Genomic DNA, 25,831 nt, shown 5'->3' on the forward strand with positions numbered 1-25,831 from the left:
CAAAAACAATGGTATGGGGTCCATGGACTTTCGAAATGCCATAGCGGAAAGTGCCGGGCTGAGGATGTAAGGGGTCATCCTGAAGGGAGGTAACATGGTAGACGATTCCTCCTCGTCCTCCTGTTGCGTATTTCCCATAGCCTTCAGCTCCCGGAAAGGCTAAATGACGCGGGCGGAAGGTCCAGGTTTCCCCTTTAGAGATGCGTCCTTTCTCCGAAATCCCAGGCTAAGGATGGTACTTTCAAATATCGTCGTTTAGGTAATGATTCTTATAAAGAGGGTATTATCACCGATATTCGTCAGATGGGAGGCTATCCTCAGTATAAAGGCCAACCTTATAAGGATTCAGATGGTGATGGTATGCCCGATGACTGGGAAATCGCCAACGGCTTGAATCCGCATGATCCGAGTGATGCCAATAAAGACTGTACTGGTGATGGCTATACGAATATAGAAAAGTACATTAACGAAATCAGCACGAAGGTAAAGACTGACTGGACTGATATGAGAAATAATCATGATACTTTGACAGGTCCTTTGATGTATTAATCTTTTAATACAAGATCGTTGGGGATCACTTGCTCTTTTGAATCTTGAAATTTCCTGATGAGTTCATATAAAGGTGCAGCAATGACAAAAAAGTTATTAGTTCTCTGTTTCCTCCTATCTCTGGTACTGGCAGCAAAAGCGCAGGCAGTATTGGATAGTGCAGGTAGAGATCCAGGATATGTCAAAACGATTCTGGCTCGTTCTCGGAAAATCGTGGATGGATTGAACTTAAGTAATCGTTCTTCCCCCAATGATGTGGCAAATATTGTCGCCAACCGGTATTTTGAATTAAACGATATTGATAAAAAGTATGGAACGGATAAAGCGGCATATTACGCAGAACTCTATATTCATCATTTTGAGTTTGCTGCCATGTTGGGTAATTATCTGATTGCTGATCAGATTGAGAAAATCAAGGACGGCATGACTTATGGTGTCGTTCCTAAAACTTACGAAGCTTATCTGGAGATGATACCGTCATTGAAGAATAATGAAAAACTCCAGATACTGAACTGGCTGAAGGAAGCGCGTGAATTTGCTATCGATGCCGGCAGTGCGCAAGCCAAGCATGCATGGTTTGGCAAATATAAGGGTCGTATCAACAATTGGCTATCTAAGAGAGGATATAATCTAACTGCTGAACGTCAGGAATGGATGAAACGGATAGAAAATCAAAAGGAGAAATGAAGAGGTTATTATTTTTAATCGTTGTAATTATGGGGGTTGTACGGATTTCCGCACAACCCTTCCCGTTAGATTATTCATTCGCAGGTTATCGGATGTCGGAGCAGTCAATACCTGATGCTCCTGTTAAAGTCTTTGTGCCTTTTCACCCTGGCGATAATTATCAGCGCATTCAACGGGCATTGGATTTTGTATCATCACTGAAAATGAATGGCAAGACCGGATTAAGGGGAGCGGTACTTCTTGACAGGGGAAGGTTTGAAATTTCCCAACCTTTGAGAATTTCTGCTTCCGGCGTCGTCCTTAGGGGTGTTGACAGGACCCGGACGGTTATCCTGAAGAAGGGTTATGCTCGTGGTGCTATTGTATATGTCGAAGGTAAAAATGATTTGCACATTGAAGATACCCTTCGTATCATTTCTTCTAAAGTTCCTCTCAATAGTTGTACACTTTCTGTAAATGGCAGATTGGCTCCTGGAGATGAGATACTTGTCTATCGTCCTTCTACTCAGCGTTGGATAAATGCTCTTGGATGCAGTAGCTTTGGTGGTGGCAAACAGTTAAGTTACTGGGGATGGCACCCCGGTGAAATTGATCTGTATTGGGATCGGTCCGTGAAGGCAGTGAAAGGTAATCTTATTACAATGGATGCACCTTTAAGCATGGCTCTTGATGCTGATGATGCGCATTCTGAAGTATTGAAATTTTCCTGGAAAGGACGAATCAACAATTCCGGTGTGGAGTATCTGACACTTCAGTCGGATGTAGACCCTGAACGTCCGAAAGATGAAGATCATGCCTGGCAGGGGGTGTACCTGACTCAGGCCAAGGACTGTTGGGTGCGTCAGGTGATCTTCCGGCATCTTGCCGGTTCAGCCGTGGATATACAGCGAACCGGTTCACAGATTACCGTTGAGGACTGCCAGTCTTATCAACCAGTATCGGAAATCGGTGGCTTGCGTCGACGTACTTTTTTTACTTTAGGGGAGAAATGTCTCTTTCAAAGATGCTATTCCGAAGAAGGAATCAATGATTTCTCTGCAGGATTCTGTGCTGCCGGTCCGAATGCTTTTGTGCAATGTGACAGTAAAGGATCACTGGGATTCAGTGGATCTGTCTCTTCATGGGCAACAGGACTTCTTTTCGATAATGTGAATATAGATGGCAATGATATTAAATTTACCAATTTAGGTCTTGAAAAATATGGAGCGGGTTGGAACACGGCTAATAGTTTAATATATCAGAGTACTGCTTCCGGCATCTGGGCCGACAGTATACCGACAGGCGCGAATAATTATGTTTATGGCTGTTGGGGGGAGTTTAATGGTAACGGGCATTTTGATGAATGTAATAATCACGTGAACCCCTGGAGCATCTTCGAATACATGTTAGGTAAGCGATTAAACAAGGATGTTTCTGTTCAGTGCCGTACATTGGTCAGAGATGTCAAGGAGGCTACAAGCCCTACGATCCAGCAGGCTCAGGTGATGTCCGCACAGGCTCATCGACCACGTCTGACTATGGAGATGTGGATAGATAGTGCGAAGTTTACAGCTTCAGTATCTCCATACCATGTTCGTGTCGTAGATCGTATTGCCACGCCACGCCAGACAACACAGAATGGGAAATATCAGTATGCCGTGGCTGGCGGCAAACTGGTTATGAATGGGCAACTACTGGTTGGGGGCCGTCATGATACCCCTTGGTGGAACGGGCGTACCCGGTATCCGTCTATTCAAAAAGCCACTTATGCACTTACCCGTTTTGTCCCGGGGCAAGAGGGGCAGGGAGTCACTGATCGCATTGATTCGGTCATAACTTGTATGCAGAAAGAAAAGATGCTGGTTTTCAAGCAGAACTATGGCTTATGGTATGATCGCCGTCGTGATGACCATGAGCGTGTCCGTCGTCGTGACGGGGAGGTATGGGCACCCTTTTATGAGCAGCCATTTGCTCGTAGTGGCAAAGGGACAGCTTGGGATGGACTGAGCCAATATGATCTGACACGGCCGAACAATTGGTATTTCTATCGTCTGAAAAGTTTTGCGCAAAAGGGAATGAGCAAAGGACTTCTCCTGTTAAATGAGCATTATTTCCAGCATAATATTCTGGAAGCCGGAGCTCACTGGGTAGATTGCCCCTGGCGTACTGCCAATAATATCAATCATACAAGTTTCCCTGAACCTGTACCCTTTACAGGAGATAAGAGGATATTCATGGCTTCTTATTTCTATAATATAAAAGATCCTGTATTGAGATCACTTCATAAAGCCTATATTGAACACATGCTGGATGCTTTTGCAGAACAACCTAATGTCATTCATTCTATCGGTGAAGAGTTTACCGGGCCTTATGATTTCGTGAAATTCTGGTTGGAGACGATTAAAGAGTGGGAACAGAAAAAGAACAGGAAGGTTCTCGTGTCTTTAGCTGTAAATAAAGATGTTCAGGATTCCGTGCTTCATCATCCAGCACTTTCTTCTGTCGTGAATATCATTACTATTGAGCAATGGTTTTATAATAGTAAAGGACTTTATGCTCCGGATGGTGGACAGAATATGTCTCCAAGGCAGTATTTACGTAAAATAAAGACTGGTGTTGCACGTTTTGAGGATGTGTATCGTAGTGTTCTGGAATATCGTAAAACTTATCCGGATAAAGCGGTTATCTATTATGCGCAGAAATTTCCGGAATTAGCCTGGGCTTCCTTGATGGCAGGTGGTTCCTGTCCGGATATTCCTGTTACCAATTCTGCTTTCCTTAAAGATGTTGCGACAATGAGCCCTTGCTGTAGTGAAAAGAATATATATCAGATGAAAAATATTGCTGGTGACAGACTGGTTTATATTGATGGAAGTCACCTGGCAAAGATTTCATTGGAAGGTGGGACTTACCGGTTGTATCAAGTGAATATCAAAACGGGTGTCGTGTTAAGAAGGTCACGAATTCATCTTTCAGTCTCAAATCCTGTTTTATGTTTAAAGGAATCTGGTGTTTTCTGGCTGAGAAAAATACAATAGTTTTTTATATATTATCACTTCTGGATAGTCTGTTAGGGATGGACATTGGTCCTTTCCAACTTTTAGATTATGGCCTGATTTTTAAGGTTGAGGACATTCTTTCCAAAATACTTATGGTAAGAAGTGACAGATAGATGGAACCTCTATGGGAGGGTAAATGGGAAAAATTGGTGAAATACCATTTTTTCCCATTTATTTATCTGATATTCCATAATCTCGAGTAGCTTTTTAAATACCTTTGCTTCATCTACTTAAAACTTATAGAATTAAAATTTACCTAATGAAGAATGCAATTATATCTAAAGATGATCGGGCGTCTCAATTGTTACATGCTTATCAAAATGGAGATAATCATGCGTTTGCCCTTTTGTATCAGATGTATATCCAGATGATGTTAAACTATGGCCGGTGTATGACTCCTAACCTTGAACTCATTAAAGATTGTAGTCACGACGTTTTCATGAAGTTGTTAGATAAAAAGAATCCTCCTCATATTACGCGTATGAGTTCTTATCTGATGATTTCTTTACGTAACAAACTTATTGATGAGTTTCGTAGAAATACTTTTACGACAGAGATACCGGTTGATGAGATCCGCCATCTTGGGGCTATTGGAAATAATGTTGAAGAATCCTATCTGTATCGAGAAACCAAGTATACAGAAAAGACAATGGTTTCAGATTTAATGTCCTGCCTGACGCCGCGTCAGCGGCAAGCCTTTGATCTATATTATCTTCAGGAATATAAATACGATGAGATCTGCCGCATTATGAATATGAATTACCATTCTGTCCGCAACCTTGTGCATCGCGGCATGTTGAGGCTACGTTCCGTGGCCATATAGATTATTGCTTTTTGATCGACCTTAAGCTTTGTGAAACAAATATACTGGACACTCTGCAGGGTAGTCTTGATCATTCATATCATAATCGGTTCAAATAATATTGTTGTTTCTTTAGCAATAAGTCAGAATCATAGTCACTGATTCTCACGACGATAGTCAATTGTGGCCGATATAGTGCATTTTGGCCCTCCGAAATGGTGCATTATGGCCACCCATAATAGTGCATATTGCTCCTCCCTGACTATACCGCCCGGAATCTGGTGTCAAGGTCAGCGACTTTAAGGCCTTAAAATCACATATATACTGCAAAAAACAATCCTATTATTTGAGTCACTTTATTCTTCGAACATCATAAGATGGTTAAAAGCCCAACTTTATAAAATGATCCTCATAATTGGCAGTGGCTCAATTTAAAATAAAATACCCGTTGACCATCAATAGATCAGCGGGTATTTTATATGATTTTTAATCGTTTATCTTACATGAGATCAAGAATATCTGAGAATCATTCCCGGGCGAATATTTGCATTCTTCGTCAGATGGTTAAGTTTGCAAATCTGATCCACAGAAACACCTCTGCTGCGTGCGATCGATTCGAGGGTTTCTCCACTCTTTACCTTATGGTACATGTTCTGCCCTCCGAATTCATTCTCAAGTTTTTCTTCCTGACTAGTTGAAGCTGTCTCGCTGTTTCCATAGACATCGGACTGGCTATAACCACCATTGCCTCGTTTACCCCGTAATCGCGTAGCTTCAGCAGATTCTGTTTCATAGGTATCTCGGTCATAGGTATAGTAATCAGCGACAACATCTTGATTTCGGAAATCAAACATTAATGCAGGATTAAGGGCTACTCCACATAATCGCGTCTCAAAATGAAGGTGAGAGCCCGTGCTTCGCCCTGTATTGCCTCCTAAGCCGATAGGATCTCCTGCCCTGACGTACTCATTTTCTGAAACTAATTGCTTGGAAAGGTGGCCATAAACGGTCTCTAATCCATTATTATGCCGGATAACCACATAATTTCCATAACCTTTAGGTTCATACTTTACTACCCGGACTTTGCCTGCGAAAGCAGCGCGTATGGTATCGCCAATGTAAACCTTCACGTCAAGCCCCTTGTGCATTCTGCCCCATCGATAACCAAAATTGGAAGTAATGACTCGACTTTTTGTAGGCATACAGAACCCTCTCAAATCTATTTTGAAATGGTCGGGTAATGGAGTTGCTTTGTGAGCATATTTATCAGAAAAGTCTGCATACAGATCTGCTGCAGGATTTTCACGATTCTCTTTGATGATATAATATCTGGTTGCAACTGTGTCGACAGCTCTCATTTTTCGGTCTATTGGTGCCTCTCTGGCTAAAAGGTCTTGCCCGCAGGCTGGAATTGCTGTGAGGACTAACAAAGCTGCTATAGTTGATTTCTTTAATGTTGCTTTTAAATTCATGCGGTGAGTGATGTAGGTTTAAGTTTTTCAATGGAAACTAAATAGCTCCCTTAGAGAATAAACTGTCATTATATAAACGTGATTTTTATAATTGACATTGCAAATATAACGAAAATATTGCAAAATGCCAACATCGTTAACAGATTTTATTGCGGTTTAACAAGTTTGATTTTTGTGTTTCTCCTCTTTTAATTTGTTTATTAATAGTTTTTATGTTCTTATTTTCAAGAGGTCTTAAAGATTTAAAGTTGAATTTTTTATTACAACATTTATGTAAGTTTTTGCAGTTGATCTATATCAATTATATGCTTATACACTGTTTCTCTTGAGAAAGTTTGAAAAATGTTTTATTGTCGGATTTCTTCATTACTTACATTTGAAATTACATTTTTGATTTCTTGAAAAGACCCTTTTTCCTGTTCCGACTTTTTAATTTAAGGTTTTAAGTCTATTTCTGTTTTAACTTAAAAATAGTGAAAAAGAGGGTTTGCTTTATAGATACGGGCCCAATCGGAAAAGAATCAAATGTCGATTCCGGGTGATGAGACGCTTTGAAGATAATTCCGGTAAGGCTTATGATATTGCTGCCCAGTTGACATGAGTCTTCCTGAGTTGTCTCAAGCGGTTCCAAAGGATTTCATTCTCATTTTTATCACATTGAGGATCATTGTCTATTATTTTCTGCGCTTGTTCCCTGGCCAGTTGTACGATTTGTCCGTCTTGAGCTATATTTGCCAGTTTAAGATCAAAAGCAATGCCACTTTGCTGAGTCCCCTCCAGATCTCCGGGGCCCCTGAGTTTGAGATCAGCTTCTGCAATACGGAATCCATCATTTGTCTCACACATGATATTGATACGTTTGCGTGTAATCTCATTGAGTTGGTGAGTGGTAACCAGCAGGCAGAAACTCTGGTCCCCGCCACGTCCCACGCGGCCTCGCAGCTGGTGCAACTGTGAAAGTCCGAAACGTTGCGCGTCAAGGATGACCATAACAGTTGCATTAGGAATATTTACACCTACTTCAATCACTGTTGTGGCCACCAATATTTGAGTTTTACCATTTACGAATTTCTGCATTTCAGCCTCTTTGTCAGATGATTTCATCTTTCCATGAACTTTGCTGAGTTTAAATTCCGGAAAGATATCCTTGAGAGCTTCAAATCCTTCTTCAAGATTCTTGAGATCAGATTTCTCACTTTCTTTGATGAGCGGAAAGACGATATAGGCTTGTCGTCCAAGAAGAATTTGCTTACGAATATTTTCATATAGGCTGGTGGTCTGATCATCATAATAATGCCGTGTAATGATGGGCTTTCGCCCCGGCGGGAGCTCATCGATGACACTGACGTCAAGGTCGCCATAAATGGTCATGGCAAGGGTGCGGGGGATAGGCGTGGCCGTCATGACAAGAATATGAGGAGGGCGTTCCCCCTTCAGCCATAATTTTGCTCTTTGCTTGACCCCGAACCGATGCTGTTCATCAATTACGGCCAATCCAAGATGTAGGAACACGACCGGGTCTTCGATGATGGAATGCGTCCCGACCAGGATCTGTATTTCTCCACCGGACAGTCCTTGTAGTATTTTCTGCCGTTTTTTCCCCTTGACCAGGCCGGTGAGGAGTTCCACCCGTACATTCATGCCTTTAAGAAAGTTACGGATTGTTGTGAGATGCTGCTCGGCGAGAATCTCCGTTGGTGCCATGATGCAAGTCTGATAGCCGTTATCTATAGCGATGAGCATTGACATGAGAGCCACCAGCGTCTTTCCCGAACCGACGTCACCCTGCAGGAGTCTGTTCATCTGCTTGCCGGTTTTCATGTCATCCCTTATTTCGTGCATGACTCTTTTTTGAGCGCCGGTGAGAGAGAAGGGCAAATTATGGTCATAGAAATAGAGGAATTGGCGTCCTATGTGCTGGAAGGTATATCCTTGGTATTTCCTCCTCCGCTCGTTTGCATAGCGAAGAATATTCAACTGTACATAGAAAAGTTCCTCGAATTTGATACGCAAGCGTGCCTGTTGCATTTCTTTCGTGTCGTGTGGATAATGAATCCATCGGAAGGCTAGATCGCGCGAAATCAAATGGAGAGGCTGGACGATGAATGCCGGCAGTGTTTCCGGCAGCCGCTGACAGGAGATCTTCTCTAACAGTGTTTGAGTCAGTTTTTCTATGGACCTGGACGTAAGCCCCATCTTTTTCATCCGGTCTGTTGTCATGTAATAAGGCTGCATGCCCATAGAAGACAACTCAATTTTATCAGCAGGGTCTATGTCCGGATGAGTAAACTGGAAGCGTCCTCCAAAAATGGTAGGCTTCCCGAAGATGATATATTCCGTATTGACCTTATAGTTCTTGTAAATGTACTGAGTCCCATGAAACCATACTAAGTCCACGACACCATGGCCGTCTGAGAAATGAGCAACGATACGTTTTTGCCTTATCCCCATGGCATATTCATCGAAACTCAGGATCTTGCCCTTCAGCTGGACGAAAGGCATATCACTTGAGAGTTCGTCAATATGATAGATCTTACTTCGGTCGACATATTTATAAGGATAGTATTCCAACAAGTCACCATAGGTCTTGATACCGAGTTCCTTACTCAGTATCTCTTTTCTTCTTGGGCCTACACCTGGTAAATACTTAATGTCCTGATCGAGAATAGGATTCAATATCTGATGTCTTTTCGATTGACTGTATGACAGAAAATGATTATGACAGAAGGCTGAAAGACTTTGGCAGTCGTCATCAGGAAGCCTTTATGTCCGGCAGGCTTGCTATGCCCTTATTGATGAATACTTCAGCAATATCCATGTCGAAGGGTGTTGTAAGTTTGATGTTTTCCCGATTGCCTTTGATGAGTGTGACGTTCTCACCTAAAGCCTCTACTACGGATGCATCATCCGTAAAGTTCTCACTGAAGGGCTGCAGGTAAGCCCTTTTGATAAGAGATATATCAAAACATTGTGGGGTCTGGACCAATCGGTAATCACTGCGCAGGACATTTCTGCTCTCCTTCAGGCTTCTTAATGTTTCCTCTACAGGGATCACCGGAATTGCAGCTTTCGTAGACCTGGCTGTTTGGTAACATTGGCTGATGACGCTGATGGAAGGGAAGGGACGTACACCATCATGGATACCCACTACCCCTTCTGCCTGGTCAGGGATCAATGACAATCCCCGTGAGATGGAATGAAAGCGAGTCTTTCCCCCCGCAACAATTTGGTGTGGAATCTGAAATTGATATTGTTGGCAAAGCCGGGACCAGTATTTTATCTGATCCTCAGGGAGAACAAGGATGATGCTCAGTTTCCTGGAATACTCCCAGAAGCGCCGGATCGTCCGCATCAGGACAGGCTGGCCGCCTATCGCTAAAAATTGTTTAGGGATCACAGAACCCATCCGTGTCCCCTTTCCTCCCGCGGTAATGATAATATAGTCCTGGTTCATGAAACGGATAGTTCTTTTGCGGAATTACTCTTTCTCCATCAGATGTGCATATTGCATCTTTACTTCAAGCTCCTGAACCGCTTCTTCGCCTATAAAATAACTGAGAATGCGGTAGGCATAGGGGAGAGTAGCCGTAGGACCTTCTCCTGTGATGATCTTCCCTGCTTCCTGATAGAGTGCACCCGTATATTCTGCACCGGTGAGATATTTCTGGAATCCAGGTGAACAGGTCGCCTTTTTCCCCTTTAATAGTCCCAGGCTGCCCAAGACCATTGGAGCTGCGCAGATGGCTCCAATTCTTTTTCCGGCATGATATTGGGTCATGAGGGCGTCGCGGACACCCTGGTGAGCGTTCAGATTAGTTGCTCCGGGCATCCCTCCCGGCATCATCAGCATGTCAGCGTCTTTGAAGTCAGCATCCTCAAACTTCAGGTCTGCTTTTATGGTTACGCCATGAGAGGTCTGAACCCATTCTGAGCCCGTTATACTTACAGTCTTGATGTCCACTCCACCTCTACGGAAAATATCTACTGGGGCCATACCTTCGATCTCTTCGAAGCCGTTGGCAAGAAATTCATATACTTTTGCCATAATTATGTATATTGTTAATAATACTTCTCGAAAATTTTCGCTATTTTTGCAAATGTAATAATAAATTCTGAAACGGCAAAATAATATATGTTTGATGAGAAGCTGAAATTTGTCATCTTTGGTAATGATCACCGGAGGGATGATATTGATCCTTGTATCCAGCGCATAGAACAGTATCTGGGTCAGCGCCATGCCTTGTTCGAAGTGGAGCCGACTGATCTGGATGAGGCCGATTATGCCATTTCCATAGGTGGGGACGGAACTTTTCTGAAAGCTGCCAGAAGGGTGGGCGAACTTCAGATACCTATTATCGGGGTGAATATGGGGCGTCTCGGTTTTCTGGCTGATGTTCTTCCTTCAGAGATTGAAGAAGCATTGGACGATATCTATGCAGGCAACTATTTTCTGGAAAATCATACGGTTATCCAGGTTGAAACGGATGGTGAGCATTTAGTGGGCTATCCTTGTGCATTGAATGAGGTGGCTGTCTCTAAAATGGATACAGCATCCATGATCAGTATCCGTACCTATATTGATGATGAATTCCTGGTGAACTATCAGGCAGATGGCTTGATTGTAACCACGCCTACGGGGAGCACGGCCTATAGCCTGTCCAATGGTGGCCCTATTATTATTCCGCAGAGTAGAAGTCTCTGCCTCACTCCCGTGGCCCCTCACAGCTTGAACATGCGCCCGATCGTCATTACCGATACGAGTGTGATCAAACTTGAAGTAGAATCCCGTTCACACAACTTTCTGGTGGCCATGGATGGGCGCTCTGAAAAACTTGTAGGAGGAACACAACTGACCATTCGGAAAGCCCCTTATTCTATTCATGTTGTCAAGCTCATGAACAGACGGTATTTCTCGACCTTACGTGAAAAACTGATGTGGGGGGCCGATGAAAGGTTGAGAAAATAAGTTGGCCGGACGGGAATTATGGAGATAAGGCATGGGGTTAAAATTACTTCTTAAACTGCCCAGGACCGAGTATGATACCCGGGCGATCCTGCGATGGCTCTGGAGAGCATGGAGAGGTAACCGGTTGCAAGCTATCCTCAATGCCACTGTAGGACTGCTGGGAGTCGTCGTCAGTCTTGCCCAGGTGACGGCGGTGAAGCATGCCATTGATGTCGCCTCAGGAACCATGAGCGGGAACGTCCTGAGGGCTGTCGGCTGGATGGCTGTCCTTGTGCTTCTCGATTTTGGCCTTAATATTTCAAGTATATGGATTAAGAATATCCTGGGCATTAAAGCCCAGAACAGGATGCAACAACAGATTGTAGACCGGCTCCTGCGTTCAGAATGGAAGGGGAAGGAAAAGCGGCATTCAGGTGATGTCCTCAATAGACTTGAATTTGATGTGGAAACGGTGGTCAGTTTCTTGACTGAAACCATTCCTTCTGCGATCAGTATACTGGCGATGTTTTTAGGTGCCTTCTTTTATCTCTTTTCCATGGATCATCTGCTGGCTGTTATTACGGTGGCTGTTTTTCCCCTCTTCCTCCTGGTCAGCAAGATCTATGTCAGACAGATGAGGCGGCTTAACCGGCAGGTACGCAACTATGACAGTAAGGTCCAGAGTGTGCTTCAGGAAACCATCCAGCATCGTGCACTAATTAAGACCCTTGAGAGTGATGACATCATGATAGGACGGTTGGAACACACACAAGGTCATCTCCGGCATCGTGTCGTAAGACGCACGAAATTCAGGGTATTCAGTAATCTGATCCTTAATACAGGTTTTACCTTCGGCTATCTGCTGGCTTTTCTCTGGGCTGCTATCAGGATGTCCCGTCATACCCTTACGTTTGGTGGTATGACGGCTTTTCTGCAATTGGTAAATCGCATCCAGGGCCCCGCCCGCGATTTGGCGAAGCTGGTCCCCGCTTATGTCGGCGTCTATACTGCTGCGGAAAGACTGATGGAACTGGAAGACGATCCTATGGAAAAACAGGGTGATCCGATAGAGCTGGATCCTCCTTGCGGCATCAGGATGAAGGGCGTTACTTTTGAGTATGATTCTGCTGATGGAGATGTGATCAGAAATCTTTCTTTTGATTTCACCCCTGGATCCTCTACGGCTATATTGGGGGAGACCGGTGCGGGCAAGACAACACTTATTCGACTCCTGTTCGCTTTCCTGCATCCTCAGGAGGGCAGTATTGAAATTTATAATGAGGAGGGAGCTCAGCCACTGACTCCACTGCATCGTTGTAATTTCGTCTATGTACCACAAGGAAACACTTTGATGAGTGGAACGATCCGTGAAAATCTGTGTCTGGGGAAACTTAATGCCACGGATGAGGAGATGAAAGAAGCTCTCCGGAAAAGTTGTGCCGAATTTGTCTTTGACTTGCCTGATGGATTAGCTACCGTGTGCAGTGAGCAGGGCGGGGGCTTGAGTGAGGGGCAGGCTCAGCGTATTTCCATAGCGCGGAGTCTTCTTCGTAATCGCAGTATCATGATTTTTGATGAGGCTACGAGTGCCCTTGATCCAGAGACCGAGCATCGTCTGTTGCAGAATCTTCTCTCGGCCCATGATAAGACCATATTGTTTATCACACATCGGCCAGCGGTTGTAGCCTATTGTGACCAGTCATTGAGAATCAATAAGATCAAGGAGCCAACTCATTAGAAAGAAGCATTTTAAAGTCATTTTCCCTCTATTCTTGTTTTGAGCAAACGTTTGCACAGCGTTTCGGTAAATAAATGTTGATAATTATATAAAAGGTTGGGGTTTTTAACTATCTTTGTGCTCTTGAGATAGAATGGGCATGAAAGAACAAGAATCGATTACTATGAAGGATATTGCACGTCGTTTAGGCGTGTCTATAGCTACAGTATCCAGAGCTTTGCAGGATAGTCCGCGCATTAGCGCCAGGCAAAGGGCTCGCATTCAGATCTATGCCAAAGAGCATCATTTTTATCCCAATATTATTGGCGCAGCTCTTCGCCATAGCAGGATGATCCCCATGAAGATTATCGGCGTTATTATACCACAGTTTGTCCATTATTATTTTGCCTCTGTCCTGACGGGAATTGAGGAGGAAGCGAGAAACCGGGGGTACCGCATAATGGTGGCCTTGAGTGATGAGCGTTATGTCAGGGAAGTGGAGATATGTGAAGATTTCTTCAAGGACAAGGTGTGTGGCATCATCGTTTCTCAGGCCAAGGATACCATAAAGTATGACCATTTCCAAAAGTTGATTGATAATGGCGTCCCCTTAGTCTTTTATGACCGGATCTGTACAGGGGTCAACTCTTCTCGTGTGGTGGTGGATGATTATGCCGGGGCTTACACGGCTGTAACGCATCTCATCGATACGGGATGCAGACGCATTGCTTATTATGGATCGTCTATGACACTGGAGATTTCCAAGAACAGATATAATGGTTATAAGGATGCCTTGCTCAAACATGGTTTAAAGGTGGATGAGAGTATTATCCGTTTATGTGATAATCGTTCAGAAGCTGAGGCGATAACCCCATCATTGCTGAGCATGAAGGATCGTCCGGACGCATTTTTCGCCGTTAATGACGATACGGCTATCGGAGCCCTTTATACAGCAAAAAGAATGGGCTTTGATATACCTGGAGAAATCAGTATCTGCGGGTTTACTAATGGTAACCGGGCTGTCACCTGTGATCCGATGCTGACGACCGTTGAACAGCATGGCAGACAGGTAGGAGAGGAAGCTGCAAATATCCTGATCGGTCAGGTTGAAGGCACTATCCCAATGGATAAGGTGGAGAAGAGGATTGTCCGGACGCGGTTGATCGTCCGGGGCTCAACCCGCTGACTACCTGTGAGGAGGGCTGCATGAAATTCCGAGTAGTATAAAAAGGCAAGATTATAAAAAAGGGAAGGACTATATATCATGAAGGAAAGACCTGATTTAAGTTTCTGGAAACTCTGGAATTTGAGTTTTGGATTCTTTGGAGTTCAAATAGCTTATGCTTTACAGAGTGCCAACATTTCACGCATCTTTGCTACGCTTGGTGCTGATCCGCATCATCTGAGCTATTTCTGGATACTCCCTCCGCTGATGGGTATTATTGTCCAGCCTATAGTAGGTACTTGTTCCGACAAGACCTGGTGCCGGTTTGGGAGGCGGATCCCATATCTGATGATCGGGGCAGTTATTGCTGTGCTGGTCATGTGTTTGCTGCCGAATGCCGGATCCTTAGGGATGTCGGTAAGTGCAGCCATGGCATTCGGGCTGATTGCCCTGATGTTTCTCGATACCAGCATTAATATGGCGATGCAACCGTTTAAGATGCTGGTAGGAGACATGGTGAATGAGAAGCAGAAAGGATTGGCTTATTCCATCCAGAGTTTCCTTTGTAATGCCGGATCTTTAGTAGGGTACGTGTTCCCTTTCCTGTTTACGGCACTTGGCATTGCCAATACGGCTGCCCCGGGAGTCATTCCTGATTCCGTTATCTACAGCTTTTATATCGGCGCGGCAATCTTGATCCTTTGTGTTATTTACACTTCGGTTAAAGTAAAGGAAATGCCACCCAAGGAGTATGCTGAATATCATGGGCTGAAGAAAACGGACAATGAAGGACATACCAATTGGTTCAAGTTGCTGCAGCACGCTCCTGTTACGTTCTGGAAAGTAGGGCTGGTACAGTTTTTCTGCTGGTTTGCATTTATGTATATGTGGACATATACTAATGGGACAGTGGCTTCCAATTGTTGGAATGTAGACATGTCCTCGGCAGTAGCTACAAGTACTAAAGGTTATCAGGAAGCCGGCAACTGGGTGGGCATTCTCTTTGCCGTACAGGCTGTTGGCAGCGTGATATGGGCAGTCATACTCCCCTTGTTCAGACACCGGAAGGTCGCTTATGGCTTGAGTCTCATATTGGGTGGTCTGGGGTTCGTGATGACGGCTTTCATACAGGATCAATATCTGCTTTTCCTGCCTTTCCTTCTTATCGGTTGCGCATGGGCGGCGATGCTGGCGATGCCTTTCACTTTTGTAACGAATGCGTTGGAAGGCTATGGCCACATGGGTGCTTATCTAGGACTTTTCAACGGCACCATTTGTATCCCTCAAATTGTTGCCGCAGCTGTCGGCGGTGCCTTGCTCACACTGACTGGCTCTGTCCAAAGTCACATGATGCTCGTAGCAGGAATAGCTTTAGGATTAGGAGCCCTTTCTGTAACCATGATAAAGGAAAAATAAGAATCCACAGGAGCGATGCAAACGTTTGCATGGATTGTTGGAGATTTTATGGAACACCGTTATGGTGTCATGGGCGATTTTTATTAATTTAGCATCGAAAATACTAATCACACATCTATGAAATTTGAATTCAATATAGAGTATAAGACCGCTTTTGGTGAAGAGGTCGTCCTTTATCTGATAAGGGATCATAAACTTTCACGTTATGAGATGGAAACGGAGGATGGATTGGAATGGCATTGCCGGTTCTCCATCACGCGTATTCCGGATGCCCTGACCTATATATATAAGGTGGAAAGAGACGGCGTTCCTTGCACATGCGAATGGTCATTAATGAAGCATCTCCTGGAGATCACGAGTCAGAAAGCTGATCATTATATTCTGTATGACAGGTGGCAGGGTATTCCTGAGGATTCTTATCTGTATAGTTCTGCCTTTACAGATTGCATTAATAATCGGAAGTTGGGTCAGGTCCGGCCTTCTTGTTTCGCAAGGACAATCCGCCTGAAAGTGAGAGCTCCTCAACTTCGTGAGGGTGAACGGCTGGCTGTAGTCGGTTCGGGTAAGGCCTTGAGGGAGTGGGATGCAACTCGTGCCATTGAGATGGTTGAGCATAATTATAATGAATGGATAGTTGATCTGGATGCGAACGATTTTCCTGACCGTCGGATAGAATTCAAATTTGTCGTTTTGAATGCAGACAAGGGGATTTCTCCGTTATGGGAAACCGGAATGAACAGAATGATCGAATGCCCTCTGGTGGAGGAGGGTACGGTGGTTGTATGTGAACAGGATCAGTCTTTCCTCGAACGTTGTAATCGCAAATTAGCCGGGACATTAGTGCCGGTATTCTCTTTGAGGAGTAAAAACAGTTTTGGAATCGGTGATTTTGGTGATCTGAAAAAAATGATCGACTGGATCTCTATGGTCGGCCAGCGGATCTTGCAGGTGTTGCCGGTCAATGATACGACTACCACACATACCTGGACAGATTCTTATCCTTACAGTTGTATCAGCATTTTCGCTCTTCATCCTCAATATGCTGACTTGAATGCCTTGCCGTTATTGAAAGACGATGCCCGTCGGGAATACTATCATCAATTGCAGGAAGAACTGAACGCCCTTCCTCAAATAGATTACGAACGTGTAAATTCTGCCAAACTCGAATATCTGCATGATCTTTTTGATCAGGAGGGTGAAAAGATATTGAAAAGTACAGACTTTCAGGTTTTTTTCAAGGAAACAGAATATTGGCTTGTCCCCTATGCCCAGTACTGCGTCTTGAGAGATGAGAATGGAACGGCTGATTTTTCCAAGTGGACTGGCCATGTCGTCTGGAATGAAGGTGACCGCAGACGTCTCTCGACACCAGGTACCAAAATATATTCAAAGGTGGCTTTCTGGTATTTTGTCCAGTTCATCCTCAATCTTCAAATGATAGAGGTCCACCGCTATGCTCGTAGTAAAGGAGTAGTCCTCAAAGGAGATATTCCGATTGGGGTAAGCCGTCATGGATGTGATGTCTGGATGGAACCTGATTATTTTAATCTTAACGGGCAGGCTGGCGCTCCTCCTGATGCCTTTTCTGTCAATGGGCAGAATTGGGGATTCCCTACTTATAATTGGAAGGTGATGCTTAAGGATGGTTGTAAGTGGTGGGTTCACCGCTTTCAGAATATGGCCCGGTTTTTTGACGCCTATCGTATAGACCATATCTTAGGTTTCTTTCGTATCTGGGAGATACCGGTAAATGCTGTACAGGGACTTCTCGGACAGTTCTCTCCTGCATTGGGGATGACGGTGGAGGAGATCCGTGGTTATGGACTTAATTTCCAGGAGGCACGATTTACGGAACCTTTCATTACTGACTGGATACTTGAACGGGTATTCCATGATCGTGCTGAGGAGGTAAGAGAAAAATATCTTGAGAGGATTGACGGGGAGCGTTATCGGATGAAACCGGAATATGCTACGCAGCGCAAAGTGGAGAAGGTCTTTGAAGGATCTGACCAGGAAGACAGGGAACTGCGTAATGGCTTGTACACGCTGATCGGTGATGTCCTCTTTGTCCGTGACTATAAAGATTATGGTAAATTCCATCCCAGGATTTCTGCCCAATTCAATTTCGTTTATGAGAGCCTGTATGATAAGGACAAGACAGCCTTTAACAAGTTGTATGATGATTATTTTTACCGTCGCAACAATGAATTTTGGAAGGAACAGGCGATGAAGAAATTGCCGAAATTGGTTCAGGCTACTCGTATGTTGGTATGTGCAGAAGATTTAGGTATGGTTCCTAAGTGTGTCCCTGCCGTGATCAACAATTTGAAGATCCTGAGCCTTGAGATTCAGAGTATGCCGAAAGATTCAGACGTGCGTTTCAGCTATCTGGACAGAAACCCATACCGGTCCGTTTGCATGATTTCAAGTCATGATATGCCAACATTGAGGCAGTGGTGGGATGAAGATCTTCCCCGTGCCCAGGATTATTACTATTCGGTGCTGAACCGTCAGGGACCTGCTCCTCATCCGTTGCCTGGATGGCTGGCTAAGGAGATCATTTCCTGTCATTTGAAATCCCCTTCGATGCTCTGTATCCTGAGTATTCAGGACTGGATGGCCATGGATGAGAATATCCGCCTGCCGGATGAGAATGGTGAGCGGATTAATATTCCGGCTGATTCAAGTCATTACTGGCGTTACCGGATGCATCTGAATATTGAAGACTTGATGACTAACCGTGATTTCTCGGCTACGGTCGCAGAATTAATCCGGCAGACAGGAAGGAGATGACAGTATAGATAGTATCCTTCTTGCTGAGGGAATGCACAACTTGCTCTATGTGCCTGAGGACGGTATGATCACCTCTGATGCAAGGGGTTTTACGCAGGGGTTGTGATCTGGAATATAATAAAAGAATCGGAATGAAACTTCATGGTATGATAATGGCTGGTTTACTGGCTCTGTTCTCCTTTCATGGCTTGCATGGACAAACTTTCCGGGAGGTGTCCTATACTCCCCGGAAGACGGTCTTTAGTCTTTTTGCACCGGATACGGCAAAAGGTGTCTTGGTGAGAATCTATGGAAAAGGCATCGGGGGACAGGTGTTGAGAACCTTGTACTTGAAGAGGACGGGTGACTGTAAATGGTCTGGATCAATAGATGGAAACCTGAAGGGACTTTTCTATACTTTTGATACGGGTTATGGCGAGACTCCCGGTATTTTTGCCAAGGCGGTAGGGGTCAATGGCAGGCGTGGGGCAATTATAGATCTTAAATCGACTGATCCGGAGGGCTGGAATAAGGACCGGCGGCCTGTGGTCAAATCACCGGCAGATTTAGTCATTTATGAATTGCATTTCCGTGATTTCTCCATAGCTCCTTCTTCCGGCTTTATCCATAAAGGAAAGTTTCTCGCTTTGACGGAACCAAAGGCCATCAGCTATCTGCGTACCCTGGGGGTGAATGCCATTCATATCCTGCCTTCCTTTGACTTCGCATCTGTTGATGAAACGAAACTGGATGTGCCTCAGTATAACTGGGGCTATGATCCTTTAAATTATAATGTCCCTGAGGGTTCCTATTCCACTGATCCGTATGATCCTTCAGTACGTATCCGGGAATTCAAGGAAATGGTGCAGGCTCTTCACCAGGCCGGCATCCGGGTGTTCCTGGATGTGGTCTTTAATCATACCTATCGTATAAAGGGGAGTAACTTTCAACTTACTTATCCTGATTATTTCTATCGAAAGACCAAAGATGGAAAATATTCTGATGGTACGGGGTGTGGCAATGAGACTGCTTCCGAGAGACCGATGATGCGGAAATTCATGATCGCAAGCATCAAATACTGGATTCGTGAATATCATATCGATGGTTTCCGTTTTGATCTGATGGGGGTTCATGATATAAAAACGATGAACGCGATCCGGGCTGAAGTGAATAAGATTGATCCGTCGATCTTTATTTATGGTGAAGGATGGAGTGCCGGTACTTGTGCTTATCCGCGGGACCAACTGGCTCTGAAGATGAACCTTAAGAGGATGCCGGGTATTGCCGCTTTCTCGGACGACATGCGTGATGCCCTTATCGGTCCGTTTTCTGATGAGCATAAGGGCGCTTTTCTGGCTGGTGTACCCGGCGAGGAGGAGAGCCTGAAATTTGGTATCGTCGGAGCGATCGCCCATCCGCAGGTAGACATGGCAAAGGTGAATTATGATAAGACTCCTTGGGCTTTGCAGCCTACCCAGCAAATCAGTTATGTAAGTTGTCATGATGATAGATGTCTGGCTGACCGTCTGAGGGCGGAAATTCCGGGTATTAAAACTGATGAGTTAATCCGGCTCGATGAACTTGCTCAGACCGCTGTGTTTACTTCTCAAGGTGTTCCCTTTATACTTTGTGGAGAAGAATTATTGAGAAGCAAGCATGACGTGCAAAATAGTTTTGATTCTCCTGACAGTATCAATCGCTTGGATTGGACTCACCTGAAACTTTATCCGCAGGTCTTTGAGTATTACAGGAATTTGATACGGCTGCGTAAGGATCATCCGGCTTTTCGTCTGGGAAGGGCAGATAGGGTAAGGAAATATCTGTCATTCTTACCCTCACAAGAGGCGATGGTCGCATTCGTGTTAAAAGATCATGCAGGAGGAGACCCATGGAAAAATATCATCGTGGTGCTGAATGGCAGCAAGAGCATACGGACGGTGACGGTGCCGCCAGGAAACTACACAATCGTCTGTGAGAAGGGACGGATAGCTGAGGGTGGATTGGGATCCGTTAACTCTGGCCGAATATCTGTTGATCCTCAGTCTGCCCTTATCGTCCATGACTGAGGTGATGAATACTATGGAGATTTTTTAAAAAGGATTTGAGAAATGAAGAAAAAATGGCTATTTTTGTTCGGCTGTTTATTGACCGTTGTGCAAATGAACGCAGTGAATATTGACCGTATTGACCCGACTGATTGGTTTGTGGGGATGAAAAACCCTTCGTTGCAGTTGATGGTATATGGCAAGGGAATCAGAAATGCAGACGTTTCTGTGGACTATCCTGGCGTAAAGATTGATTCGATCGTACGTTTGGATTCTCCGGACTATTTGTTCGTATATTTGAATCTCAAGGATGCCCGGGCGGGCCATCTTATACTGAATTTCTCTCAAGGCAGAAAGACAAAGAAAGTAAGTTATGAGTTGAGAAACCGTGCGATGGCGGGGGATCGTCGTTTGGGGTTTACAAATGCCGATGTCTTGTATATGCTGATGCCTGATCGTTTTGCCCAGGGGCCTCATCATAAAAGTCATATCAAGGGTATGAATGCTTATCGCGAAGACCGCTCACAGCCGAGTCTTCGCCATGGTGGTGACCTGGAGGGAATTATGGACCATCTTGACTATTTCAAACAGTTAGGGGTTACGGCGCTCTGGCTTACGCCCGTACTTGAGAATAATTCTCCTGACCGTGATGGCGCCAGTACTTATCATGGTTATGCGACAACAGATTATTACCGGATAGATCCTCGCCTGGGTACAAACGGAGAATACGAGCAACTTGTCCGTGCTGCTCATGAAAAGGGATTGAAAGTAGTTATGGATATGATTTTCAATCACTGTGGCTTTGAACATCCCTGGGTGAAAGATATGCCTTCTAAGGATTGGTTCAATTCGCCTGAATGGCTTTCCGGTGGCAAAGAGGCAAAAAGCAAATACAAGCAAACTTCATACAAGTTGACGACTATATTGGATCCTTATGCTTCCCAGATAGATATAAATGAAACGGTGAATGGCTGGTTCGTTCCTACTATGCCTGATCTGAACCAGAGGAATCCTTATGTCATGAAATATCTTATCCAAAACAGTGAATGGTGGATAGAGACTGTCGGCATTGATGGCATTCGTATGGACACTTACCCTTATGCTGATCGCCGGGCAATGTCTGACTGGATGAAAACGCTCACTCTGGAATATCCTCATTTTAATGTGGTAGGTGAGACATGGGTTACTGAACCGGCTTATACGGCTGCATGGCAGAAAGATTCTAAACTGTCAAAGATTAATAGTTATTTGCCCACGGTCATGGACTTCAGCTTTTATGATAAAATCAATAAGGGCAAGTCTGAAGAGACAGACAATGAGGAGAAGGGATTGAACCGCGTGTATAACAGTCTGTGCTATGATTACCTCTATGAGAATCCTTCTTCGGTAATGGCCTTTATCGAGAATCATGATACGGATCGTTTCCTTGGCAATGGAAAGGATACCTTGGCATTGAAACAGGCGTTGGGATTGCTGCTGACCATTGACCGCATTCCCCAACTTTATTATGGTACTGAAGTGTTGATGAATGGTACGAAAGAAGTGACGGACGGGAATGTCCGGAAGGATTTTCCTGGTGGCTTCCCGGGCGACAGGCATAATTGTTTTACACCGGAAGGCCGCACGAAAGCAGAGAACAGTATGTTTGACTGGTTGAGCAGACTCTTGCATTGGCGTCAGGGTAATGACTTGATTACAAAGGGTAAGCAAACGCAGTTCTGCCCTTATAATGGGGTATATGTGATCGCCCGCCAGTATAAGGGGAAAACCTCTATGACAATTCTGAATGGCACAAGCAAGAGGGCTGTGGCTGATATGAAACGCTATGCGGAGATTATTGGCAGTCATGTTTCTGCGGAAAATGTGATCACTGGACAGACGGTCAGACTGGATGGAAATCTGAACTTGACACCACGTCAGACAATGATTGTTGAATTCTGAAGTGACAGAAGTATGAATTAAGAGGTTACAAATTTCTTCTGATGTCTTAATAGAAGAAGTTTGGATGTTTTCGGGATAGGGGGAAATAAGCATAGGTGTTTATTTCCCCCTCTTTTTCTATGGGGGAAGCGATGGGGAAAAGATGATTGTTTTTTACGGGACCATTTTCTTTTATGGAGATTATTTGTTACTTTTGCAACTGCCGGTTATCGTAAATAAAAATATATTCATGAAAAGCATCTGTTGCACAATCTTTTTGCTTGTTATCGTTTCTTACCAATGTCTTTCCCAGAACACTTTGGTGGAGCGGTACAATTGTTCAATATTGAATATGTCTTGTGGGCTGCCGAATAATTTCGTGGATGACATCTATATGGATCATAATGGTTTTATTTGGATCTCTACGCGTGGCGGGGGACTGGTCCGTTATGATGGTTATGATTACCAGTATTTTGGCGTGGGTAATCAGGGGATAAGTTTAAGGAGTAATAGTTGCCGGAATGTCTATGAGGATGGTTTCCATAGACTCTGGATTGCCTTTGAAGAAGGAATTGAAGTTCTTGATCTTGAAACCCTGGAACCGGTTCAGTTGAAATGTACGACTAGTACCCTTGCCAGAGAAATGAATGCTTTAATGAAAGAAAATGGTATTCGGGTTTACAAGGATTCAAAGGGTTCAATATGGTTCCTGACCAGAGCACATTTCTGCAGAGTGCGTTTTGACAGGAATGGCAATGTCTGTGATTTGAAGTTTTGCAGGTATAGTACTACTGCTCCTGACGTGGCAATAAAAGATCTGGATTCAGATGGAAGGGTGCTGGTCGGATGTGATGGCAGGGTTGACAGGATGATCGTAAGGAGGGGGGAACTGGTCATGGCTCCTCTTTGGAACATGCCTTCGGATCATCCTGGCTCTTTTGTGACAGATTTGGTTCGCTACCGCCATCATGTCTGGGTGGCTACAAATGCAGGATTATATTGCTTGGGCAGGAAAGTGAGGGAGTATTCTCATACAGGAGGACTTGCTGGCCTCTCACATGATTTCGTTTCTTCCTTGGCTGTATCTGCTGATCATCTGCTTTTAATTGGAACTCTGGGAGGGCTGGATATTCTTGACGGGCGAAATGGAAGGATGGAACATTGGAATGTTACAAGTAAAATTAATCCCTTAAGCAGTAATTTCATTAATTGCATTTATGCCTGTCACAGACAGATTTGGATAGGAACAGAAACTGGGGGCATTGTAAAACTGGTGCCGCGATATTTAGAACTGATTAATTATGTCCATACCAAAGACCCTTCGTCTTTATCTCCTAATGCTGTTAATGCGATGTATGCCGAACCTGGGGGGACTTTATGGGTAGGGACCGTCGAGGGAGGACTGAACCGGCGTGTTGCAGGGACTGATGTATTCCTTCATTATACAACGGCTAATTCTGGACTGACCCATAATAGTGTATCTACTCTTGTGGCAGATCGTCAGGGAAGGTTATGGATTGGCACATGGGGCGCGGGGGTCTGTGTCATGAATCTGAAAACTCCAGGCCTGATTGTTCCTCTTACTGTTAACCGAAGGTATACCTCTTCGTTTATGTTTGTCGGTGCTTTGGCTTTTGACCGTTGGAATGACGGAATGTGGATTGGAACAAATGCCGGACTGTATTTCTATGACTTAAAAAGACATCAGGTGGAGAATCCTTTCCCCGGATGTGGAAATATCACGGGATGTATCGGGAGTCTGGTGACGCGTAACGGACTTCTTTTGGTAGGATGTGGAAAAGGATTTGTGGTGGTCTCTTTAAAATCAAGACCTTCTGGAAAGGGCTTTTTCAAGATGAGACAGTTTAAATATAAACTTGATGCACCGGGGAGTGGGATCATTGATGAGATTACCTCTTTTTGTCAATCTCGAGAGGGTACGATTTGGATGGGAAGTAATGGGTATGGACTGTACCGTATGACTTTCAACGGCAAAAAAATGGTTGTCAGGTCTTTCACAATGAAGCAGGGATTAGCTAATAATGCCGTGAAAGGTATCGTGGAAGACCGGAAAGGTCTATTGTGGATCACCACTGATCATGGACTGTCTCTGTTTGATCCCAAGACGGGCGAGTTTACTAATTATATGGAGGGAGATGGCTTGCTTAGTTCTCAGTTTTATTATAATTCTGCTATCCGTTCCGTCAATGGACATTTGTTTTTTGGTACGGACAAAGGATTGATTGAGCTGACGGGAGAGCATATACCTTATATATATACCGGAAGACTTCATTTTACTCGTCTCTTTGTGGGCTCTCAGGAAATACATGCGCATACACGTTATCTGGATAAAGATATTTCCATTGCAAGGCACATAAACCTGCGTGAAAGTGACCGATCCTTTACGATAGAGTTTTCTTCCCTTAGTTATGGAAGTCAACCCCAGGGTACTTACAGCTATCGGATGAAGGGCTTTGAGGATAAGTGGATGTGTCTGCCTCCCGGTCAGCATAGTGTCCGTTATTCTACTTTACCTTCCGGCCATTATGATTTTGAGGTGAGGTACATCTCTTCTATAAACAGGGATACTTATAACCCTGTAATTTCTATTGGCATTCATGTCACTCCTTATTTTTGGAAAAGTTGGTGGTTTATTACTTTGCTGTTGGTCTCCTTGGCCGTATTGCTCTATTTTCTTTATAAGCGTCATTTGCAAGAGATGAGAAAGTTTGAGGCTGAACAACTTTATCGTCCTATTGAAGTCGTCTTGGAGAAGAGTGATGATCCTGCGATTTTGCAACAGCGTATCCAGACGATTCTCAATAATCAGGAACTGTATGATAGCAGTAACCGTAAAAGCGTTATGGCTGACAAGGAAGAAACAGTGAAAACGAAGAAACCGTTTATGGAGAGGATTATGGAACTTCTGGAATCCAACTATGCTGATTCTTCCTTTGGCATTACGGAACTTTGTGATCAGATGCACGTTAACAAGAGTACCTTAGGCGTAAGGTTAAAACTGGAAACAGGGGTATCTACAATACAGTTTATCAGGGATTATCGTCTTGATATAGCTAAAAGGCTTCTGGAAGAGAACCGCGCTAACCGTAATATTGCGGAAATCGCCTATCGGGTAGGTTTTAATGATCCTAAGTATTTTACCCGTTGTTTCACCAAGAAATATGGGATTTCTCCGTCTTCATACTATAAAGGGTAGATTTTATTTTCTAAAAAGGGTCCTTTTTGTCGCACAATAAAAGGGACTTGTATAATAAGTGTTTGATTCACATTCAAAATACGTTT

15 protein-coding genes and 1 pseudogene are annotated in these 25,831 nt (G+C 44.2%); 12 read left to right on the plus strand and 4 right to left on the minus strand.

The window, feature by feature from the left end:
• Positions 1-207: 207 nt before the first annotated feature.
• From ACYRYG_RS03905 to ACYRYG_RS03920, 4 genes and pseudogenes are all read left to right on the plus strand, one after another.
• Positions 208-549, plus strand: a pseudogene (locus ACYRYG_RS03905) (thrombospondin type 3 repeat-containing protein); the annotation flags it as partial.
• Positions 550-630: 81 nt separating this feature from the next.
• Positions 631-1,236, plus strand: coding sequence for a DUF3826 domain-containing protein (locus tag ACYRYG_RS03910; protein WP_460197694.1), 606 nt, complete (start codon positions 631-633; stop codon positions 1,234-1,236).
• Positions 1,233-4,253 (plus strand): DUF6298 domain-containing protein, encoded by a 3,021-nt coding sequence (locus ACYRYG_RS03915; RefSeq protein ID WP_460197696.1) that lies wholly within the window; start codon positions 1,233-1,235, stop codon positions 4,251-4,253. Before ACYRYG_RS03910 ends, ACYRYG_RS03915 begins: the two co-directional genes overlap by 4 nt.
• A 280-nt stretch (positions 4,254-4,533) precedes the next feature.
• Positions 4,534-5,097 carry an RNA polymerase sigma factor gene (locus ACYRYG_RS03920; RefSeq protein WP_460197697.1) on the plus strand — a complete coding sequence of 188 codons (564 nt, stop codon included), beginning with the start codon at positions 4,534-4,536 and terminating at the stop codon, positions 5,095-5,097.
• A gap of 488 nt (positions 5,098-5,585) precedes the next feature.
• On the opposite strand, the gene ACYRYG_RS03925 is transcribed toward ACYRYG_RS03920, so the two are convergent.
• The 4 genes from ACYRYG_RS03925 to ACYRYG_RS03940 form a co-directional block, all read right to left on the minus strand.
• Positions 5,586-6,548 (minus strand): M23 family metallopeptidase, encoded by a 963-nt coding sequence (locus ACYRYG_RS03925; protein ID WP_293418965.1) that lies wholly within the window; start codon positions 6,546-6,548, stop codon positions 5,586-5,588.
• A gap of 573 nt (positions 6,549-7,121) precedes the next feature.
• Complete coding sequence (gene recG / locus ACYRYG_RS03930) at positions 7,122-9,224, minus strand: ATP-dependent DNA helicase RecG (protein WP_293418962.1); 2,103 nt, start codon at positions 9,222-9,224, stop codon at positions 7,122-7,124.
• Positions 9,225-9,300: 76 nt separating this feature from the next.
• Positions 9,301-10,002 carry a 2-C-methyl-D-erythritol 4-phosphate cytidylyltransferase gene (locus ACYRYG_RS03935; protein ID WP_293418960.1) on the minus strand — a complete coding sequence of 234 codons (702 nt, stop codon included), beginning with the start codon at positions 10,000-10,002 and terminating at the stop codon, positions 9,301-9,303.
• A gap of 24 nt (positions 10,003-10,026) precedes the next feature.
• Positions 10,027-10,593, minus strand: a complete 567-nt coding sequence (locus tag ACYRYG_RS03940; protein WP_293432534.1) for a DJ-1 family glyoxalase III — start codon at positions 10,591-10,593, stop codon at positions 10,027-10,029.
• A gap of 87 nt (positions 10,594-10,680) precedes the next feature.
• Here ACYRYG_RS03940 and ACYRYG_RS03945 point away from each other — a divergent pair, with 87 nt between their 5' ends.
• From ACYRYG_RS03945 to ACYRYG_RS03980, 8 genes are all read left to right on the plus strand, one after another.
• Positions 10,681-11,514, plus strand: a complete 834-nt coding sequence (locus ACYRYG_RS03945; RefSeq protein ID WP_293418954.1) for an NAD kinase — start codon at positions 10,681-10,683, stop codon at positions 11,512-11,514.
• Positions 11,515-11,545: 31 nt separating this feature from the next.
• Positions 11,546-13,231 carry an ABC transporter ATP-binding protein gene (locus tag ACYRYG_RS03950; protein WP_298671887.1) on the plus strand — a complete coding sequence of 562 codons (1,686 nt, stop codon included), beginning with the start codon at positions 11,546-11,548 and terminating at the stop codon, positions 13,229-13,231.
• Positions 13,232-13,370: 139 nt separating this feature from the next.
• The gene (locus tag ACYRYG_RS03955) at positions 13,371-14,396 is read left to right on the plus strand and encodes a LacI family DNA-binding transcriptional regulator (protein WP_293418948.1); all 1,026 of its coding nucleotides are present in this window, start codon (positions 13,371-13,373) and stop codon (positions 14,394-14,396) included.
• A 78-nt stretch (positions 14,397-14,474) separates the two neighbouring features.
• On the plus strand, positions 14,475-15,791 hold the full coding sequence (locus ACYRYG_RS03960; protein ID WP_293418945.1) for an MFS transporter: 1,317 nt from the start codon (positions 14,475-14,477) through the stop codon (positions 15,789-15,791).
• Positions 15,792-15,908: 117 nt separating this feature from the next.
• On the plus strand, positions 15,909-18,584 hold the full coding sequence (locus tag ACYRYG_RS03965) for a 4-alpha-glucanotransferase (RefSeq protein ID WP_460197699.1): 2,676 nt from the start codon (positions 15,909-15,911) through the stop codon (positions 18,582-18,584).
• A gap of 131 nt (positions 18,585-18,715) precedes the next feature.
• Entirely contained in the window at positions 18,716-20,629 is a 1,914-nt protein-coding gene (pulA, locus tag ACYRYG_RS03970; RefSeq protein WP_460197700.1) for a type I pullulanase, read from the plus strand.
• Positions 20,630-20,671: 42 nt separating this feature from the next.
• On the plus strand, positions 20,672-22,549 hold the full coding sequence (locus ACYRYG_RS03975; protein ID WP_293418939.1) for a glycoside hydrolase family 13 protein: 1,878 nt from the start codon (positions 20,672-20,674) through the stop codon (positions 22,547-22,549).
• A gap of 229 nt (positions 22,550-22,778) precedes the next feature.
• Complete coding sequence (locus ACYRYG_RS03980) at positions 22,779-25,745, plus strand: two-component regulator propeller domain-containing protein (RefSeq protein ID WP_460197701.1); 2,967 nt, start codon at positions 22,779-22,781, stop codon at positions 25,743-25,745.
• The last annotated feature ends 86 nt before the right edge of the window (positions 25,746-25,831 follow it).

It is taken from the genome of Segatella asaccharophila (assembly GCF_054687055.1).

Bases quoted from the DNA above. Each gene is read 5' to 3' on its own strand.
- ACYRYG_RS03980 (WP_460197701.1), top strand. From the start codon at position 22,779: ATGAAAAGCATCTGTTGCACAATCTTTTTGCTTGTTATCGTTTCTTAC.
- ACYRYG_RS03915 (WP_460197696.1), top strand. From the start codon at position 1,233: ATGAAGAGGTTATTATTTTTAATCGTTGTAATTATGGGGGTTGTACGG.
- ACYRYG_RS03975 (WP_293418939.1), top strand. From the start codon at position 20,672: ATGAAGAAAAAATGGCTATTTTTGTTCGGCTGTTTATTGACCGTTGTG.
- pulA (WP_460197700.1), top strand. From the start codon at position 18,716: ATGAAACTTCATGGTATGATAATGGCTGGTTTACTGGCTCTGTTCTCC.
- ACYRYG_RS03940 (WP_293432534.1), bottom strand. From the start codon at position 10,593: ATGGCAAAAGTATATGAATTTCTTGCCAACGGCTTCGAAGAGATCGAA.
- ACYRYG_RS03920 (WP_460197697.1), top strand. From the start codon at position 4,534: ATGAAGAATGCAATTATATCTAAAGATGATCGGGCGTCTCAATTGTTA.
- ACYRYG_RS03965 (WP_460197699.1), top strand. From the start codon at position 15,909: ATGAAATTTGAATTCAATATAGAGTATAAGACCGCTTTTGGTGAAGAG.
- ACYRYG_RS03950 (WP_298671887.1), top strand. From the start codon at position 11,546: ATGGGGTTAAAATTACTTCTTAAACTGCCCAGGACCGAGTATGATACC.
- ACYRYG_RS03955 (WP_293418948.1), top strand. From the start codon at position 13,371: ATGAAAGAACAAGAATCGATTACTATGAAGGATATTGCACGTCGTTTA.
- ACYRYG_RS03910 (WP_460197694.1), top strand. From the start codon at position 631: ATGACAAAAAAGTTATTAGTTCTCTGTTTCCTCCTATCTCTGGTACTG.
- ACYRYG_RS03935 (WP_293418960.1), bottom strand. From the start codon at position 10,002: ATGAACCAGGACTATATTATCATTACCGCGGGAGGAAAGGGGACACGG.
- ACYRYG_RS03960 (WP_293418945.1), top strand. From the start codon at position 14,475: ATGAAGGAAAGACCTGATTTAAGTTTCTGGAAACTCTGGAATTTGAGT.
- ACYRYG_RS03925 (WP_293418965.1), bottom strand. From the start codon at position 6,548: ATGAATTTAAAAGCAACATTAAAGAAATCAACTATAGCAGCTTTGTTA.
- ACYRYG_RS03945 (WP_293418954.1), top strand. From the start codon at position 10,681: ATGTTTGATGAGAAGCTGAAATTTGTCATCTTTGGTAATGATCACCGG.